Origin of the sequence: Roseimaritima sediminicola, from assembly GCF_009618275.1 — a bacterium.
Taxonomy (GTDB): Bacteria; Planctomycetota; Planctomycetia; order Pirellulales; family Pirellulaceae; genus Roseimaritima; species Roseimaritima sediminicola.
In genome coordinates this window covers 1-15,241 of sequence record NZ_WIAD01000029.1, presented here as the reverse complement: position 1 = coordinate 15,241, position 15,241 = coordinate 1, and the positions used below count along the sequence as shown (strand labels likewise).

The 15,241-nt window shown below is 62.3% G+C and carries 17 protein-coding genes; 3 read left to right on the top strand and 14 right to left on the bottom strand.

What is annotated here, in order from left to right; all coding sequences use genetic code 11:
* The first annotated feature begins 103 nt into the window (after nucleotides 1-103).
* Nucleotides 104-811, top strand: a complete 708-nt coding sequence (locus GE027_RS14300; RefSeq protein WP_153557888.1) for a DNA-3-methyladenine glycosylase family protein — start codon at nucleotides 104-106, stop codon at nucleotides 809-811.
* Nucleotides 812-892: 81 nt separating this feature from the next.
* Here the strand turns inward: GE027_RS14300 and GE027_RS14295 are convergent, their stop codons facing one another.
* The 11 genes from GE027_RS14295 to GE027_RS14245 all read right to left on the bottom strand — a co-directional run bounded on the left by GE027_RS14295 (nucleotide 893) and on the right by GE027_RS14245 (nucleotide 9,967).
* Nucleotides 893-1,534 (bottom strand): 3-keto-disaccharide hydrolase, encoded by a 642-nt coding sequence (locus tag GE027_RS14295; RefSeq protein WP_153557934.1) that lies wholly within the window; start codon nucleotides 1,532-1,534, stop codon nucleotides 893-895.
* Between the two features lie 160 nt (nucleotides 1,535-1,694).
* Nucleotides 1,695-2,399 carry a sensor histidine kinase gene (locus GE027_RS14290; protein WP_153557887.1) on the bottom strand — a complete coding sequence of 235 codons (705 nt, stop codon included), beginning with the start codon at nucleotides 2,397-2,399 and terminating at the stop codon, nucleotides 1,695-1,697.
* Entirely contained in the window at nucleotides 2,344-2,709 is a 366-nt protein-coding gene (locus GE027_RS14285) for an STAS domain-containing protein (protein WP_153557886.1), read from the bottom strand. The genes GE027_RS14290 and GE027_RS14285 overlap by 56 nt, the downstream gene beginning before the upstream one ends.
* 142 nt (nucleotides 2,710-2,851) lie before the next feature.
* Nucleotides 2,852-3,460: a hypothetical protein gene (locus tag GE027_RS14280; RefSeq protein ID WP_153557885.1), complete on the bottom strand. Its 609-nt coding sequence runs from the start codon at nucleotides 3,458-3,460 to the stop codon at nucleotides 2,852-2,854.
* Between the two features lie 91 nt (nucleotides 3,461-3,551).
* Nucleotides 3,552-4,229: a hypothetical protein gene (locus tag GE027_RS14275; protein WP_153557884.1), complete on the bottom strand. Its 678-nt coding sequence runs from the start codon at nucleotides 4,227-4,229 to the stop codon at nucleotides 3,552-3,554.
* Nucleotides 4,216-4,620: a hypothetical protein gene (locus GE027_RS14270; RefSeq protein WP_153557883.1), complete on the bottom strand. Its 405-nt coding sequence runs from the start codon at nucleotides 4,618-4,620 to the stop codon at nucleotides 4,216-4,218. Before GE027_RS14270 ends, GE027_RS14275 begins: the two co-directional genes overlap by 14 nt.
* A 2-nt stretch (nucleotides 4,621-4,622) precedes the next feature.
* On the bottom strand, nucleotides 4,623-5,657 hold the full coding sequence (locus GE027_RS14265) for a hypothetical protein (RefSeq protein ID WP_153557882.1): 1,035 nt from the start codon (nucleotides 5,655-5,657) through the stop codon (nucleotides 4,623-4,625).
* Nucleotides 5,658-5,677: 20 nt separating this feature from the next.
* Nucleotides 5,678-5,947, bottom strand: coding sequence for a DNA-directed RNA polymerase subunit alpha C-terminal domain-containing protein (locus GE027_RS14260; RefSeq protein ID WP_153557881.1), 270 nt, complete (start codon nucleotides 5,945-5,947; stop codon nucleotides 5,678-5,680).
* 174 nt (nucleotides 5,948-6,121) lie between these two features.
* Nucleotides 6,122-7,318, bottom strand: a complete 1,197-nt coding sequence (locus tag GE027_RS14255) for an LptF/LptG family permease (RefSeq protein ID WP_153557880.1) — start codon at nucleotides 7,316-7,318, stop codon at nucleotides 6,122-6,124.
* 446 nt (nucleotides 7,319-7,764) lie between these two features.
* Complete coding sequence (locus tag GE027_RS14250; protein WP_153557879.1) at nucleotides 7,765-8,946, bottom strand: lactonase family protein; 1,182 nt, start codon at nucleotides 8,944-8,946, stop codon at nucleotides 7,765-7,767.
* A gap of 40 nt (nucleotides 8,947-8,986) precedes the next feature.
* A complete protein-coding gene (locus GE027_RS14245; RefSeq protein ID WP_153557878.1) occupies nucleotides 8,987-9,967 on the bottom strand; it encodes a dihydrodipicolinate synthase family protein in 981 nt (326 codons plus the stop codon).
* Nucleotides 9,968-10,133: 166 nt separating this feature from the next.
* On the opposite strand from GE027_RS14245, the gene GE027_RS14240 reads away from it, so the two are divergent.
* Nucleotides 10,134-12,389, top strand: coding sequence for an ArnT family glycosyltransferase (locus GE027_RS14240; RefSeq protein ID WP_162006740.1), 2,256 nt, complete (start codon nucleotides 10,134-10,136; stop codon nucleotides 12,387-12,389).
* Between the two features lie 26 nt (nucleotides 12,390-12,415).
* On the opposite strand, the gene GE027_RS14235 is transcribed toward GE027_RS14240, so the two are convergent.
* Nucleotides 12,416-12,817, bottom strand: a complete 402-nt coding sequence (locus tag GE027_RS14235) for a hypothetical protein (protein ID WP_153557876.1) — start codon at nucleotides 12,815-12,817, stop codon at nucleotides 12,416-12,418.
* Here GE027_RS14235 and GE027_RS14230 point away from each other — a divergent pair, their 5' ends adjacent.
* Complete coding sequence (locus tag GE027_RS14230) at nucleotides 12,818-12,973, top strand: hypothetical protein (RefSeq protein ID WP_153557875.1); 156 nt, start codon at nucleotides 12,818-12,820, stop codon at nucleotides 12,971-12,973.
* Between the two features lie 179 nt (nucleotides 12,974-13,152).
* On the opposite strand, the gene GE027_RS14225 is transcribed toward GE027_RS14230, so the two are convergent.
* Nucleotides 13,153-13,887, bottom strand: coding sequence for a hypothetical protein (locus GE027_RS14225; protein ID WP_153557874.1), 735 nt, complete (start codon nucleotides 13,885-13,887; stop codon nucleotides 13,153-13,155).
* A partial coding sequence (locus tag GE027_RS14220; protein ID WP_162006739.1) for an RHS repeat domain-containing protein occupies nucleotides 13,874-15,241 on the bottom strand: 1,368 nt, incomplete at its 5' end. The genes GE027_RS14225 and GE027_RS14220, both read right to left, overlap by 14 nt.

Genomic DNA, 15,241 nt, shown 5'->3' with positions numbered 1-15,241 from the left:
AAAGTAGCACGGCTGTCCCAGCCGTGAACCCACACACGTCCCGGCGGGAACAAGACAGTAGGATGCCCCGCCGTATAATCCGTCCCGCTTCGACGCCATTGCCATGACGCCCGCCGACCCCGAGACGCCCGCAGCCCCCGAGACGCCCGCCGACCCCGAGCGACTTCGCCTGCAGCGACGCTTCGTGCGTCAGCTGCGCCGTGGCGAGAAACACTTGGTGGCCCAGTGCCATCGGCTGGGGCCCTGGGTCACGGAAGCCGGACGCAGCACATGGCAGGTCGATTGGGACCGTGACCTTTACCAAGCCCTGGTGAGATCCATCGCCTACCAGCAGCTGCACGCCAACGCGGCTCGGGCCATTCTCCAGCGATTTGAGGACAGTTTTCGCGGCAACCACTTTCCCACCCCGCATCAGGTTCGCCGAGCCAGCGAAGAAAAACTTCGCGCGGTCGGGTTCTCGGCTACGAAAGCCGCCGCCGTGGGCGGGATTGCTCGTGCGGCCGCTCGCGGCGAGTTGCCGACCCGCGAACAAGCAGCCGAGATGAGCGACGAGGCGTTGATCGAGCAACTGATTCGGCTTCGCGGCGTCGGTCGCTGGACCGTGGAGATGCTGTTGATCTTCACCCTCGGCCGGATGGACGTCATGCCGGTCGACGACTTCGGCGTCAAAAGCGGCTTGGCGGCCCTCCATGATCTGCCCAAGCTGCCGGCCCGCCGCCAGTTCGCGGAGCTGACCGATCACTGGCAGCCCTACCGTTCCCTGGGCGCTTGGTACCTGTGGCGTCTGGCCGATACGAGAAAAGCAAAGTAGCTCGGCTGTCCCAGCCGAGACGTGTGTGGGTTCACGGCTGGGACAGCCGTGCCACTTTTCACAGGCTGGAAGCCTATGCCACTACTTTTGCTTGAAGCGGATGTCCTTGAACTCCACCCACATCGGTTTGCCGGCGTGCAGCTGCAGGGCGAGTTTGCCGTCGCGGAGGGCCAGTTCCGGATGGTTGTCGGTGAAGTCCAGCGTTAGGCGACCGTTCATGTAGTGACGGATGTGGTTGCCCTCGGCGATGATCACCACATCGTTCCAATCGTCCAGGCGAAACAGTTCGGCGAAGGCTTCTTCGTCGATCAGTTTCTCGTCGGCCACGTGTTTGCCATCTTCGTCCCAGGTGGCCCGTTCGCCGACCAGGCAGATGCGACCGCGGCGACCGCCTTCGTCGTAGATGAAACCGGAGACGTTGGGCAGGTTTTCTTCGTTGCGGATCTCGTGCTGGTAGCCGCGAACGACCCAGGGGTTGCGAGGTTTGCCTTCGGTGATGTGCCGCGAGCGGTACTGGATGCCGGAGTTGTTGGTGGCGTTGCAGCGGAAGGACAGACGCAATTCAAAATCCTTGGTGTTGCCACCCTGCCAGATCAGGAACGTATTCCCATTGGTGGATTCTTCTTTGGTCGTTTCGCCGTGGATCACACCGTCCTTGACGCTCCACAGCCGCGGATCGCCGTCCCATCCGCTGAGGTCTTTGCCGTTGAACAGAGACGTCATGTTCTCCGGTTCCGGGGGGGCCTTGTGGCCGTCTTCGCCCTGGGCACGGCCCGTCAGACCGAGAACGGCGACGCCGGCACACAACACAATTCGAACGCTGGAGGGGAAAGTTGGGGTCGTCACTGAGAGCTCCGAGGTGAGGAATGGTAAAGGAAGGAGATTAAACTTCGACGCGGACCGTAGTCCCGGCGCCGGGGGTCGAATCGATACTGGCCCGCCCGCCTACCGCTTCGGCGCGGGCGCGGATATTGCGCAGGCCGAATCGATTCGGGTCGACCGCGTTGGAATCAAAGCCGCGGCCGTCGTCCACGATGTCCAGCACCGCGTGCTCCGCACCGTCGCCTCGGCAGGTCACTTCGATCCGGCGTGGCGCCGCGTGGCGGAGGGCGTTGCGGATCGCTTCTTGCGCAATCCGGTACAGAGCCAACGCCACCGGTCCAGGAACCGACGCCGTGGCCGGCTCCAATTGTAATTCAATCTCCACCCCGTGCGGCGGCAAACCTCGCTGCAGGTAATGCTCGAGCGCCTGATGCCAACTGGATTGCTCCAGTTCGGGCGGGTGCGTTTCAACGATCAAACGCCGAGCTTCGGCCGACGCCTGCTGGAGATAGTCGACCAGCCGCGCCAACGGTTCTTGCTGGTCTTGCCGGTCTGGGGCAGACGACGCAGCGGCCGTGTCCCGCACCTGTTCGGCCTGCAGACGGGCGGCGAACAGCAGCGGCATCAGCACATCGTGCAGCTCGTGCGAAAACCGTTGTTGCTGCTCTTCGAGCAGACGTTCGACGGCCGGCGACCGCTCGCAAGAAGGCTCAACCGAACCAACCTTTTTTGTCGAAGCTGGCGATGGCTTTCTCTTCGCTGTCATAGATGTCGAACAACTTGTTCAGCTTGGTGATCTTGAAGACTTCCATGACGTTGGGCGAAACATCCGAGAACTTCAGGGTGATCCCTTGGGCTTTGCAGGTCTTGTTCAACATCACCAGTTTGGTGATCATCGCCGAAGACATGAAGGACACCCCACGGAAGTTCAATACCAGGCGTTTGTGGGTCGCCTGAGGGACGGTTTCCTGCAATTCGCGGCCAACCTGCTCGATGCGTTGGCTATCTAAAATCTTCCCGTCGGTGAAATACACCACAACAACTTCTTCTTTGGTCTCAACGGTGATCGCCGACATGGGCCGTCTCGTCAATTGAAGTGCACTGCAAGGCGGGGCCTGCATTCGGATCTATTCGAATCAAACGATTCAATTCGTTTGTCCCAGGATAGCAGCCGACACCCCACGCGGCAATTCTGGGCCGCCCTAGAACGGGCGGGGGTTACAGATCCAGATCGTTCAGGTCCTGGACCAACGCATCGAGCGAATCATCGCTGGCGCTGGCCGAGCCGGGCCGGGACGGTGGGGCGACCTCAGCCGCGGCGGGGCGGGCTTCCGGCCGGCGGCGAGCCGCGGGTTGCGAGTCGCTGCCGGTGGTGGCCGAACCGGTTGCGGCCGCACGCTGCGGCGGGGCCAGCTGCAGCGGAATGGTGACCGTCTGCTGCTCGGCCAGGATCTGCTCGAGGGCTCGCAGCAGCGCGTCGCCGGTTCCGGCCGCGGACCAGTCCAGGCAAAAAATCTTGCGGCCCGTTCCGGGGTCGGCCTGCGGATCCAGACGATGGGCGGCTCGGCGACCGGAGATGCCCAGCGAGGTCAGGACGTCGATGGCTTGTTCTGGCGGCAGCGCGGACACCAGGGCAAAGTCTCGCTCCTGGGATTCCAGCACCAGGCGGTCGGTGTCCGAGAGGGTGTCGCGTCCCAGCGGCCCGATCAGGCTGACGTCCAGACCGGCGACGCCCAACAGCCCCATCACCGTTTCGGTCTGGCGCTGTTGCTGACGGCTGGAACCGTCGGGGCTTTGGCTGAGGAGGACGGGCAGGCGGACAGCCATGGTGAAAAATCCAAGAACGACGGGGAACAGCGTTTCTGACGGATCCTGCCGCTATCGCGTGGCGGTTCGCGCTATCGCGTGGCGGTTCGCGCTATCGCGCGGCGGTTCGGCGATGGTGTTCGAAATCGTCGTACATGTCAAACCACAGATTGCGCAGATTGCGCTGCCCACGCTGCCAGTGGGCTTCGAAGCAAGCCATCATCGCCGGCCGTACGTCGCCGTAATCGGCCAGCAGGCGGAGGGTCAGTCGTCGCGCCAGGTGGTAGTCGATTTCCGCTCGCCAAAGCGTCGACAGTGGGGGTTGGTCGCGGTGCGCGGTAACCAGCAGGCGGCCGTGACGCAGCCGCACCCAGTGGACGATGCCGCGACGCAGCGGCGCGGGCAGTTGTTCAAAGCCGTCGATGATCGTCAGCGAATCGTCGCGGCAGCGGAGGATGTGTCCCAGCAGGCTCAGCGGGACGCGGCGGCCGGCTTGCAGCCGCCACAGATGCACCTGGGCGTAGCGCTCGCGCAGTTCCACCAGCAGGGTCTGCAGGAGGGTGGATTTGCCGTTGCCGTGCGGGCCCACGATCGCCGCCTGGTGGAGCTGGTCGAACCGCTCGCACAGGCCGCGGATATCGCTGGGGTTGTCGGCGGCAAAGCGAAGTGCGCCGGGCCTCGTGAACCGTGTGGCGAAGGGGTTGGACCGCCGCCAACGCGGTGCGGTGCGATCCGGACGCGGTCCCCGCTGGTGTCGCGGGGGCCGGGAGGTGCGTTCAATCGATAGCATGGGTGGCCGTCAGCAGAAAAGGATGCTGGGCCACGATTTCGTCGCCGCCTTGCAGGAATAAACGCAGCCGCACGCACCAGCAAATCCGTAGTAGCTGGCCTTCGTAACTGTGCGGGCTGTAGGGGAGTTCGGCTTCCAGAATCTGAGGCTCGGACAACTCCATGGCCGCCAGTTCCGCCATGCCGTAGCGGCGGAAAGCGTGCACCTTGAAGTCCTCTTCGCCCTTGCCCTCGGTGTACCACATCACCGACGTCTCGAGCGACTGGATGATCGAGGCGTCCCAGGCCTCTTCGCCCGTGGCCGCCGAACGGCTGGCCGGCGGGTGGATGCACCACCGCACCGACAGCGTGTCGCCGCCGCTGTAACGCTGGTCCTCCCGGCAGAACATCAAGCTTACCGCGGGTTCCGTTTCGGGAGCGGTGCTGCTGGCTGAACGACGACGGGAAAACTTTGGCAAAACGATGGCCACGGTCGGGCTTCTCCACTAACGATGACCTTCCAATGAACCGCATTATGAGGGCTGCGGAAGGAATGCATCGCGCCGGACGGGATCTGGAGCTGGAATTCTTGTTCCCAAGGCCGCCCCAGGTCAATGGTTACATTGTATTGTTCTTGAATTATTTCCGAAAGAATCCGATGCCGGTCAACCCGAATATCGGTTCCCTGCCGAAAAGTCGACTCTTCTTCGCAAATCAACTCAACCCGCAATCTCCGCAGCGTCATCCGGCCCAGCTGAATCACGTGGGCGCGGTAGCTGCCGCCGGGCTGCAGCGGATGCTCGTCGATTTCCACGATCGTCGCGCCCACGCCCGAGGCCTCGCGGAGGCAACGCACATAGTACCGCAGGACCCAGACGCCGATTCCGGCCAGTGGGAACAGCAGCGCGGTCAGGACCCACCGCGGGGAATCCGACCAGAAACCGGCGATCACCGCCGCCAACAACACCAACCACACGGTGTTCCACATCAAGGCCAGAGCCGTGGCGGCGGCCAGGCGTTTGCCGGGCCAGGATGTGGCCGGCAGCCGATAGGTCAGCCGTGTGCCGGGGCTGTCGGTCAGGTTCACGCCCCGCGGCACCGCGGGAAACTCGCGGGCCGCCCGGCCCATCAGTTCCAGTTCTTCGGCTCGGCCCGCCATCACATTGCGGCGTTCGCGGCTGGAGCCGATCTGCAAAACGCCCCACAGCAAACTCGTGCCGGCCATCAGGATCATGCCCGCGGCCAACGCAACCAGGGTCCAGAAGCCCAGTCCGGTGGCCAGCGGGGGCCAGGGACCGGCAACAAAACGCTGGGCCAGCGTGAGGGCCAAGATGAATACGCCGGCCAAGAACAATGCCGCAAAGAAGGCGGCTTCACCGACCGTGCCGACCAACGCGCGGCCCACCTGACGGCTGCCGCGTTTCTTGCTCCAAGGTTTGGGAAATCGCACGGGGTTGGTTTAGGGTTGGCCTACACTTCCACCGGTTTGCGGCCGGGACGAAAGAATCCCAGCGTCTCCAACGCTCCGTAAACCTCTTCCAGCGTCTTCTCGCCGAAGTTGGAAATCGAAAGCAACTTCTTGGGGGTCGCGTTCAGTAGATCGCGAACCGTAAAGATCCCTGTCTCTTCCAGACAGTTGGTCGTTCGGACCGAGAGCTTCATCTCCGCAATGCTCATCTGCAAGCGTTCGCTACGCAGTCGCATCTGCTCTTCAGCCTGACTGAGTCGAATACGGGTCATCGCAAGTTCCTCCTGTGCTTTGCAGTTACCCTGCGATCACAGCCCCAAAAGCAGCACCCCTTGCTGACACGGTGGCCGATCGCTGGCCAAGATCATAGGCGACCCGGCGGGGTTTCGCAAAGCCGGTTTCAGGGAGATCGTTTTTTGCCGCGGCCCCGGCGGCTCAGCGGCCGGTCAGTGTCGCCGCACTCGCAGGATCAGCACGATGCCGATCGCCACCAGGACCAGGTTCCCCAGCCACACGGCGTAGGGCGGCAACACGCCGTCCTTGGCTTGATCCAGCCCGAAAATGAACAACGGATAATAAACCAACAGGATGGGCAGAAAACACATTCCGAACGTGGTCCAGTAGTCGGCCGTGCGCGTGATCATGCCCAGCGGGGCGCCGACGATCACAAAGCACAGGCAACTGAATCCGCCGGCCCAGCGTCGCCAGGGCTCGGCGCGCAGACGTACCAGGCGGTAGCTGCCGCCGGCGATGCGGTTCTCCAGCGGGCGGACAGGATCGGCCGCGATGTCCTGCCAGCGGGCGGTCAGCAGCGAGAATCCGACCTGCGCGGCCAGCCGGCCGCGATCGCTTTCCACCTGTTTCTCGGTGCGAATCGCTTCGGTTCGCATCTGGTTCAGCGGCAGATGGCTGGGGCTGGTATCGGCGGGGCTGCGGGTGACGACCGCATTGTCCAGCGAGATTTCGATGACGTCCTCGCCGTCAAAACTGCCCCGCAGCGAATCGCCGCCGGTCAATTGGCTGTCCACCACGCGGAGGATCAACGCCATCCGCTCCGGGTCCAGTTCCAGTTGTCCCTGGCGAGCGGAAATCTGCGTGGGCGCCTCGTCGCGATCGCCGTACAAGGTGACGGTCAGGCCCTCGAGCGTCTTGCCCTGGACGTCGCACACCGAGATCGAAAACACGCTGTCGCGGGTGTAGGAATGCTCGGCGTTCAGCACGCGATAGGTGATCTCTTCCAGCGAATGCAGGGCCACGCGGCGCACGCCGGGCTCGCCCCAGGAGACGGCGATATCGCCCAGCCAGACCGCGGCCGGGCTTAGCAGCGCCGCAAACACAAACGCCGGTTTCATCAGCTGGACCGGCGAGATGCCCACGGCCTTAACCGTCGAGATCTCCCCGTCGGCAGCCATTTTGCCGTACACACAGCAGACCGCGAACAACGCCGTGGCCGGCAGGGCGAATTGCAGGCTGATCGGCAGCACGTACGGCAACAGCTCCAGCACGGCCATCGGGCCCATGCCTTCGCGAATCAATTGACGCGCAACTCCGATCACCAGGATCAACAACGTCAACGCAATCAGCGCCACGAGGAAGATCCGGAAGATCTCAAACAGGATGTATCGCGTCAAACGCGTGGGCATACCACAGCCGAGCCGGTCGAGCGGAAGCGGAAGGAGGGCAACAAAACGGCACGTTAGCAAGCCCCAGCGAATCGGTGCAATGGGAATCCAGTGTCGCCTTTCGCTCCGCGAAAGTAGCCGAACTCCCGTAGCTGAACTCGCCAGAGTTTGGACCGGCAAGGCTTTCTTCTTCCGCGGTACTCGTGCTCGTGCTCGTGCTCGTGCTCGTGCTCGTGCTCAGCGCAGCGGTACTCGTGCTCGTCATGTCGCGGGAAAAGAGCCGTTGACGCGACAATCAACGCGTGGGGTTCGAGTACGAGAAAGAATGTTTCACAGGCTAGAAGCCTATGCCACTGGTTCACAGGCTGGAAGCCTATGCCACTGGTTCACAGGCTGGAAGCCTATGCCACTGGTTCACAGGCTGGAAGCCTATGCCACTGGTTCACAGGCTGGAAGCCTATGCCACTCTACGGTTGCTCGAACAGCACGCAGATCGGGCTGGGCACCATGGCCATTTGACGCTGGTAGGTCAAATGCCCGCTGTCGGCGTCGACGGCGAAGACGGCTGCGGTGTGGCTGTCGCGGCCCGCGGCGATCAACCAGCGACCGCTGGGGTCCAAGGCAAAGTTGCGAGGCCAGCCGCCGCGGATCGGTTCCTGTTCAATTAATTCCAGTCGACCGCTCTGGGAATCCACCGCAAAGGCCGTGATCGAATCGTGGCCGCGGTTGGCGCTGTAGACGAACTTGCCCGAAGGATGCACGCGGATTTCCGAAGCACTGTTGAAAGCTTCGCCGGCCTTTTGAGCCTCGCTGAGCGTTTCGATGGTTTGGATCGGTTGCATGCGACCGGCCTCGGCATCGTACGCGAACACCGTGACGCTGAGGGCCAGCTCGTTCAGGACGTAAACAAAGTCTCCATCGGGATGGAACTTCATGTGCCGGGGGCCGGAGCCGGGCGGGCACTGTCCCGCGCCGTGAGCGTGCAGCTGCGGTGGGTTGGCGCCCAGGTCCAGGCGGTAGATGACCACTTGGTCCAAGCCCAGATCGGGAACAAACACGAATCGGTTGTCCGGCGATGTGCCCACCCAGTGTGCGTGAGGAGCATTCTGCCGCCGCTCGACGACTCCCGAGCCACCGCGGTGTTTGACGAGCTGGGCACGGGGTTGGATTTCGCCTTGTTCGTTCAGCGGAAACAGCGCCGTCGAACCGCCACCGTACTGAGCCGTCAACAAGACGCGGCCGCTGCGGTCGACGCTCAGGTGCGCAGCGCCGCCGTCGCCGATCGGCTGGGCATTGATCGGCGTCAGCTGGGAACCGTCGTTTTCGTCGACGCGGTAGGCCACCACCGAAGGCTCGCCTTCCCAGCTGCCGACGCTGTACAGGATCGGCAGCCGCGGGTGCAGCGTCAGGAAGCCGGGTGAGGAAATCTCCGCCGCCAGGGTCGGCTCGGCCAGTTTGCCCGATGCGGTGTCGAAGCGGGCGTGGTAGATGCCTTTGCTGAGCCCGCCGCGGGGTGTGGTCGTGCCGAACCAGACGTCCGTCACCGTGTTGCCGGGACCTTGGGAGCCGGAGTCCTGGGCGGTGACGACGCCGCCGAGCAACAGCGTGACGGCCAGGGAAGCGAACAGGAACGAGGCGGGACTGGCCATGGTGGGAAAACCTGCGGAGTTCAGAAGAATACGGATGTGCCTACAACTGTTCCAGCACGCGCCGCACGATGGCATCGATCGTTTCCCGGTCACCGCGATTGGCCGCCGTGGGGTTGCTTGATAATTGCGTGACCAGGCGTTCGATCTCGCCCTTGGCCGCATCGATGGCCGCTTGCTGCGACGGTGTGGTGGGTTGTCGTCCGGCGCCCATCTCCCAGCCTCGCGCTCGAGCGCCCTGGCGGAAGCCTTCGGGGAATTCGCCGGCACCAATCATCGTATCGAACAACGGCAGCAGTTGGTACTGCATCTGCATCGCGGCATCGATGTCGCCGCGACGGACCGCTTGATACAGGGCACGCGTCAATTCGGGGACCACGCCGCTGGTCGCGTTGGTGCCGCCATCACAGCCAGCGATCAACATCGGCACCAGGGCCGCATCCCAGCCGGTCAAGAACGTAAAGTCGTCGCGCTGGGGACGGACCGCTTGGATCATGCGCATCATGTTCGGCAAGTCGCCCGAGCTGTCCTTGATCCCGACCACGCGCGGACATTCCAGAGCCAAGCGGCGCACGGTGTCGACATCGATGGGCGAAGCGAACAGCGGGATGTTGTACAGCGTCACGTCCACCGACACGGCATCGGCGATCTCGCGGAAATACGCGTACACGCCTTCGGGGCTCAGCCGGTAATAGTAGGGAGCCACGATGGCCACCGCACGCACACCCATCTGGCCATAGGCGTGACAGGCTTCGATGGTTTCACGGGCGTTGGCTTCGGCCGCACCGGCCAGGACGGGCACGCGGCCGCGGGTTTGGTCGACCACCACCTCCACGATTCGGCGACGCTCCTGAGGCGTGAACCGCACGAATTCGCCGGTGCTGCCGTTGGGATACAAACCATCGACGCCCCGTTCGATCAACCAGTCCACGTAACCTCGCAGGCAATCCTCGTCGACTTGGCCTCGCGAATCGACGGGGGTCAGGTTGGGGGTCAGGATGCCGGTGATGCGTTGGGAAGTCATGGTGGGGAGCGGATTGGGAAACGTGGGAGGGAAGAAGTTCGCCGCCGACTGGCTCCTTCGGCGGCCGTAGCCACTGGGGATTGTCGTGTGGGCCGCCGCAAAAAAGCCAGCGGACACCTACAATGTAGTCCGCCATATCGAGATGAACCTTGTCTGCCCGTGTCGAATGCCCAGCAAAAAAACGAAAACGTCGTCGGCTCCGGATAATTCGTCCAGCCGATCCAAACGGAAACGCCATTCGCCCGCCGCGGACGAGCGGAGCCAAGCCCCGCCGTGGCAGCGCATTGTGCTGGCTGCCGCGTTCCTGCTGGCCGCCCTGTGGTGTGCGCTGTACCTGCTGGCCCCGCAGTGGCCCGCCGCGATCATGCCGGCCGATGGCGAAGGCAACGGGCCGCGGGTTCTGCTGTTGTTTGCTCCGGAGTCCATCCTCGAGGGGTGGTTCGCCGGCCCGGTCAGCGGCGCCGGCCTGCTGCAGCGGATGAAGGTCCTGGCCGTGGCCGCCGGCGTGTTGACGCTGGCCTGGGTGTGCGGCCGTTGGTTGTTGTCGGCCGCGCCGCCGTTTTCGACGCGGTCCGAATCAACGTCGTGGGGGCGACGCGCCGAAGCGCTGGCGATGGCTCTGGCCGTGGGGCTGAGCATGCATTCGCTGGTCGTCTTTGCCGTGGGCTTGGCCGGCGGGATCGGTCGCTGGTGGAGCGGTCCGCTGGTGGCCGTCGCGACCCTTGCGCTGACCGCCGTGGCAGCCGGTCTGCTGCGCCGGCGATCGGTGCCGGCCAGCGAACCGGCCAGCGAATCAGCTGCGGAAACCGCCAGCGAGACGGCGACCTCGGGGGCTGCCTTCGCCTGGGCCGATTATGTGGCCCTCTTTGCAGGCGTCGTGTTGGCCCTGGTCGTCGTCGCGCGGGCCCTGTTGCCGCCGGCGGAGTACGACGTGCGGGAGTACCATCTGCAGGCGCCCAAGGAGTGGTCCCAGCAGGGACAGATTGTTTTTCTGCCGCACAATATTTACAGCAGCATGCCCATGGCGGCGGAAATGCAGGCGTTGGCCACGATGGATTGGTGGCGCATCGCCACCAACGATTCGCCGTGGTGGTGGGGGGCGCTGTCGGGCAAAGTGGTGATCGCGGTTTACGCCCTTCTAGCGGCCGTCTTGTCGGCGTGTGCGGTGGCTCGCTTTGCCGGGCGGACGGCCGGTTTATGGACTGCAGCGCTGGCGCTGGCCATGCCGGAAATGATCGAAGGCGCCGCGCTGGGGCTGATCGACGCCGCGGTCGCTTGTTACCTGGCTGCCGGTGTCTTAATCGTGGTGATCACGCTGCAGCATCGAGACGAAAATAAAAACGTCGCGGCGGGCTGGGCCGGTTTCTTTGCCGGTTCGGCTTTGGCGTGCAAGTATCCGGCGCTGGTGTTTGTCGTCCTGCCGCTGGGGTTGGCCTGTTGGTTCTGGCAATCCGACGTGCGGGCGGCGCGGCGAGCCTCGGCGCTGTTGTGCTTTGCGTTGGTCGCCGGCATCGTCGCGGGGCCGTGGTTCCTGAAGAACTTGGTCCAGACCGGCAACCCCGTGTATCCGCTGCTGGGCGAAGTGTTTGGCGGGCGTTCATTCAGCCAGCAACAGATTCAGCAGTGGGATCGCGGCCATGCGACCGGGCCGATGTCCTGGCAAGAGCTGACGGCCGCGGCAGCACGACTGTCCTGGCAAGCCAAGGGCCAGAGCCTGTTGCTGGTTCCGTTGGCCCTGCTGGCTTTGGCGGACCGTTGGTGGCAGCGTCCGGTTCGCTGGGCGGCCGGCGGACTGCTGCTGTCGCTGCTGCTGTGGTGGTTGTTGACGCATCGCATCGCTCGCTTTCTGGTCCCCGTCCTGCCCTTGCTGTTCCTGCTGGCCGGCGCCGGCTGGCACGTGCTGCGGCAGCGCTTGGGCACGCGTGCGGCCGTCGGCATCGGCGCCTTCGGCATCGCCCTGAACGGATTGATGATCAGCGGTCCGTTGCTGGGCGACGTCCGCCTGGCCGTCGATCTGTCGGCGCTTCGCGTCGATCGCACGGCCGAGGGCCCATCGCGGGTCGGTGCCCACGTGCGGTACGTGAACCAGCGGTTGCAGCGGAGCGACCGAGTGTTGTCGGTGGGCGACGCCGCGGTGTTCGATTTCGAAGTGCCCGTCGATTACTCGACCACCTTCGACGATTCGCCCCTGACCGCGATCACGTCAACATTGCCCGAGTCGCAGTGGCACGAAGCTTTCGAGCAAGCCGGCTGGACGCACGTGCTGGTCCACTGGGGCGAGATCCAGCGGCTGCGATCCACCTACGGGTTTGATCCCCGAATCACGCCCGAGTTATTCGAGCGGCTCGAACAAGCCGGCGTCCTGACGCGGACGCAGCAAGCCATCGAAGGAGGCCCGGTGGAGCTATACGAGGTGCGGTAGGGTCTGAGATTTGAGATTTGCTGACTCTATCGGAATCCATCGCCGTTGTCGTCTTGACGGTAATGCGACCAGTTGCCGGTCGGATCAAGCGTCCAGCACTGCGCCAAGTCGAGCGTCTGAATCGCCGAATGAGCCGTGTTGAGCTGGCCCCGATCCGCCGATTGCAGGCGATGCAGTCCGTCATACCGGTACAGCCAATCATGTTCGGCCAGGACCGTGGAATCGTCGTCGGTCCGCGTGGCGACGCGGTTGGAGAAATCATCGATCGAATCGCTGCTGCCGTATCCATAAGCAACCGTGCGGCCATCGGGATAGCTGATACCGGTCGGACGAAGCGTGTTGTTGCTGCCATCGGTAAAGGATGCGCCGACCGAGGGCGTCGTCGATGTGTTGACCGCTCCGCTGTGGGTTTGAAACGTCTGTGTCACTTGACCGAACCCATTGAACTGGCGCGTGACCTGATTGATCACGCTGCCGCTGCCGACCGTAGCGTTATTGTAACAGGTTGCGGCAGAGACATTCCCGCGAACATCTTACGATTGCTCGATGCGGCGGATCTAGCCGAAGATGGCGACTTCCTCTAGTCGCCCCCCGATCATCGTCGCTTTGCTCCGGTGCAAGCTTCAGAATGCTCGTCAAAGAAGCCTGACCCGTTTGATTGCTGTGACCCGTTTGATTGCTGACCCGTTTGATTGCTGACCCGTTTGATTGCTGACCCGTTTGATTGCTCGATGAACCATTTGATTGACCTGGGTTCAATTCCTCAGTCATCAATGAGACGAAAATACCGCTTGGCTGTCCATGCTTCTCCACTGATCTTTGGGTCCACCTGGGTGTCAAAATCTATCCGAACATTTTTTTGATGCAATATATCATCCGAAATATCTTCGACTCGTATTAAATCATAGCTTTCAATGTCAATATAGAAAACGTACGAACCGAAGGTTCTATCCGATTTTACCTCAAGCACCGTGTGGTTCCGGACAGTTCGAACGCGAATGCCTTTGCCTTGCGACAAAAAGAAGAAAAGCGTCCCGGGTCCGTCTTGCCAGAATGCTAACTGAAAGACGTAGCGACCTGCGCGGCCTGTGCTGCCTGTGAGCGACGGCATGACAGCCGATCGGTCCGCCCAAACTCTCGGCTCATTCATGTATGACGCTTTCTGAACAACCTTTCCTTCGCTTCCCAGTAAAGTCATTGAATAGCCGCGGCGATATTCAAAGCGAAAACGGTCGTCCAGACCTTTCAGCATGCCGAAATTCGCGTGCTTCTGCCAACCTGCCTGCTCAGACCCAAGGCTCAAACTGGCCTCCAATTGAATTGCCTCACTTTCTTTATATCGACGTTTGCATTCACGCACGACCCGGCGAGTAAGACTGGCAAGGTCTTCGCCTCCAAAAGCACCCTTGCTGGCTGAGTCGCTGACACAGCAGGCGAAAACAATAAGGGAAACAAAATATTTCGCGACCATTGATCCAGCGACACTACTTGCGTTCATGTGGGGGAGAAGCTTCGAGAATCTCAAGGAAATCATAGAATTCTTCCAATTCTGAAGGCGTCATTTGCTCAAGCTCCGCAGGGCGTATAGGTGGAGCTATGCCCTGAGGGAACACTTGGTTGCACCTCGCAATACATTGATGGGCTTCCCTGATAGCGTTGCCTATCATCCAGTCTCGAATTAAAGTCGCCTCATTCCTGCATTGCTTGAGATCATCGGTGCAGGCATCGAGCCGTCTCTGTTGCGTCTCGCAAGCCGTCTCATCATAGCATGTCCACCACTCCTGTTCACATACTCGCATCAGATACTCGTATTCCCCTATAGCTTCCTCCACGCTGCTGTCTTGGCTCGAAAGACATCTTATGTAACATCGAATAACAGCAATTCTAGGATGTGGTTCTCTTCGCGGCGTTGGCCGTTCTGGAACGAGACGAACTAGCCCGAATGGATCGATCAGTACCAAAGGTTGGTTCACCAAATAATTAAATAGATGCATGCCATCGCCATACCCAATCGGATCTCTGGAGCAGAACCGTCCCAACTGCGCGCTGTACCAACGGTTGCGGAAGTAGTAGATCGCGGCGTCCGGAGTCCATTCTCGATTGGTGTAGGTGTAGCGGGTGTCGTACGAGCTGGTGGTCCTAACGGTGTAATCCGCTGCGAAGAAGGACAGCTGACCGTAGGGATCGTACTCGTAGCGCTCCGCGACGCTACCGCCGCTATCGACGACGGTCACGGTGTTCCAATTGGCATCCGCACAGTGGTACAGCCGCTCGTCGAGTGTTCCGTCGGCATTGGTATCCCGATCCCGAACGACCAAGTCGTCGATGTAACGCAGCCCCCACACGTGCTGCCGCTCAGGCGTCGTGCCACTGCCCAGTCGTTCCTCGACGCACTGCCAGCTGTCGGTGAAGTAAAAGTGCCGGGTGTCCGACAGCGTGCCACCGCTGTACTGCTTGGCGACAATCCGGAAGTTGCGACCGTCGAATTCGTTCTCAAGCAACGTGTTCGAGGTCGAGTTGTCGACCAGCTTGGTCATCCGGTTCCAGGCATCATAGGTAGCGGTCATCGATGCACCGCTGCCCAAATCAGGCCGGGGAATACTAGTGCTGTTCCCGTTCTTGTCGTAGGCGGGAGTGGCCCACGGCGTCCCGGAAGGGTTGTCGATGTCGGTGATCTCGTTGACGGTGTTCGCCGTCCGGTCCTGGATCAAATTCCAAGTCCCATTCCCGTTGTCGTCTTGGCGATAGTGCGACCAGTTGCCGGTCGGATCAAGCGTCCAGCACTGCGCCAAGTCGAGCGTCTGAATCGCCGAATGAGCCGTGTTGAGCTGGCCCCGATCCGCCGATTGCAG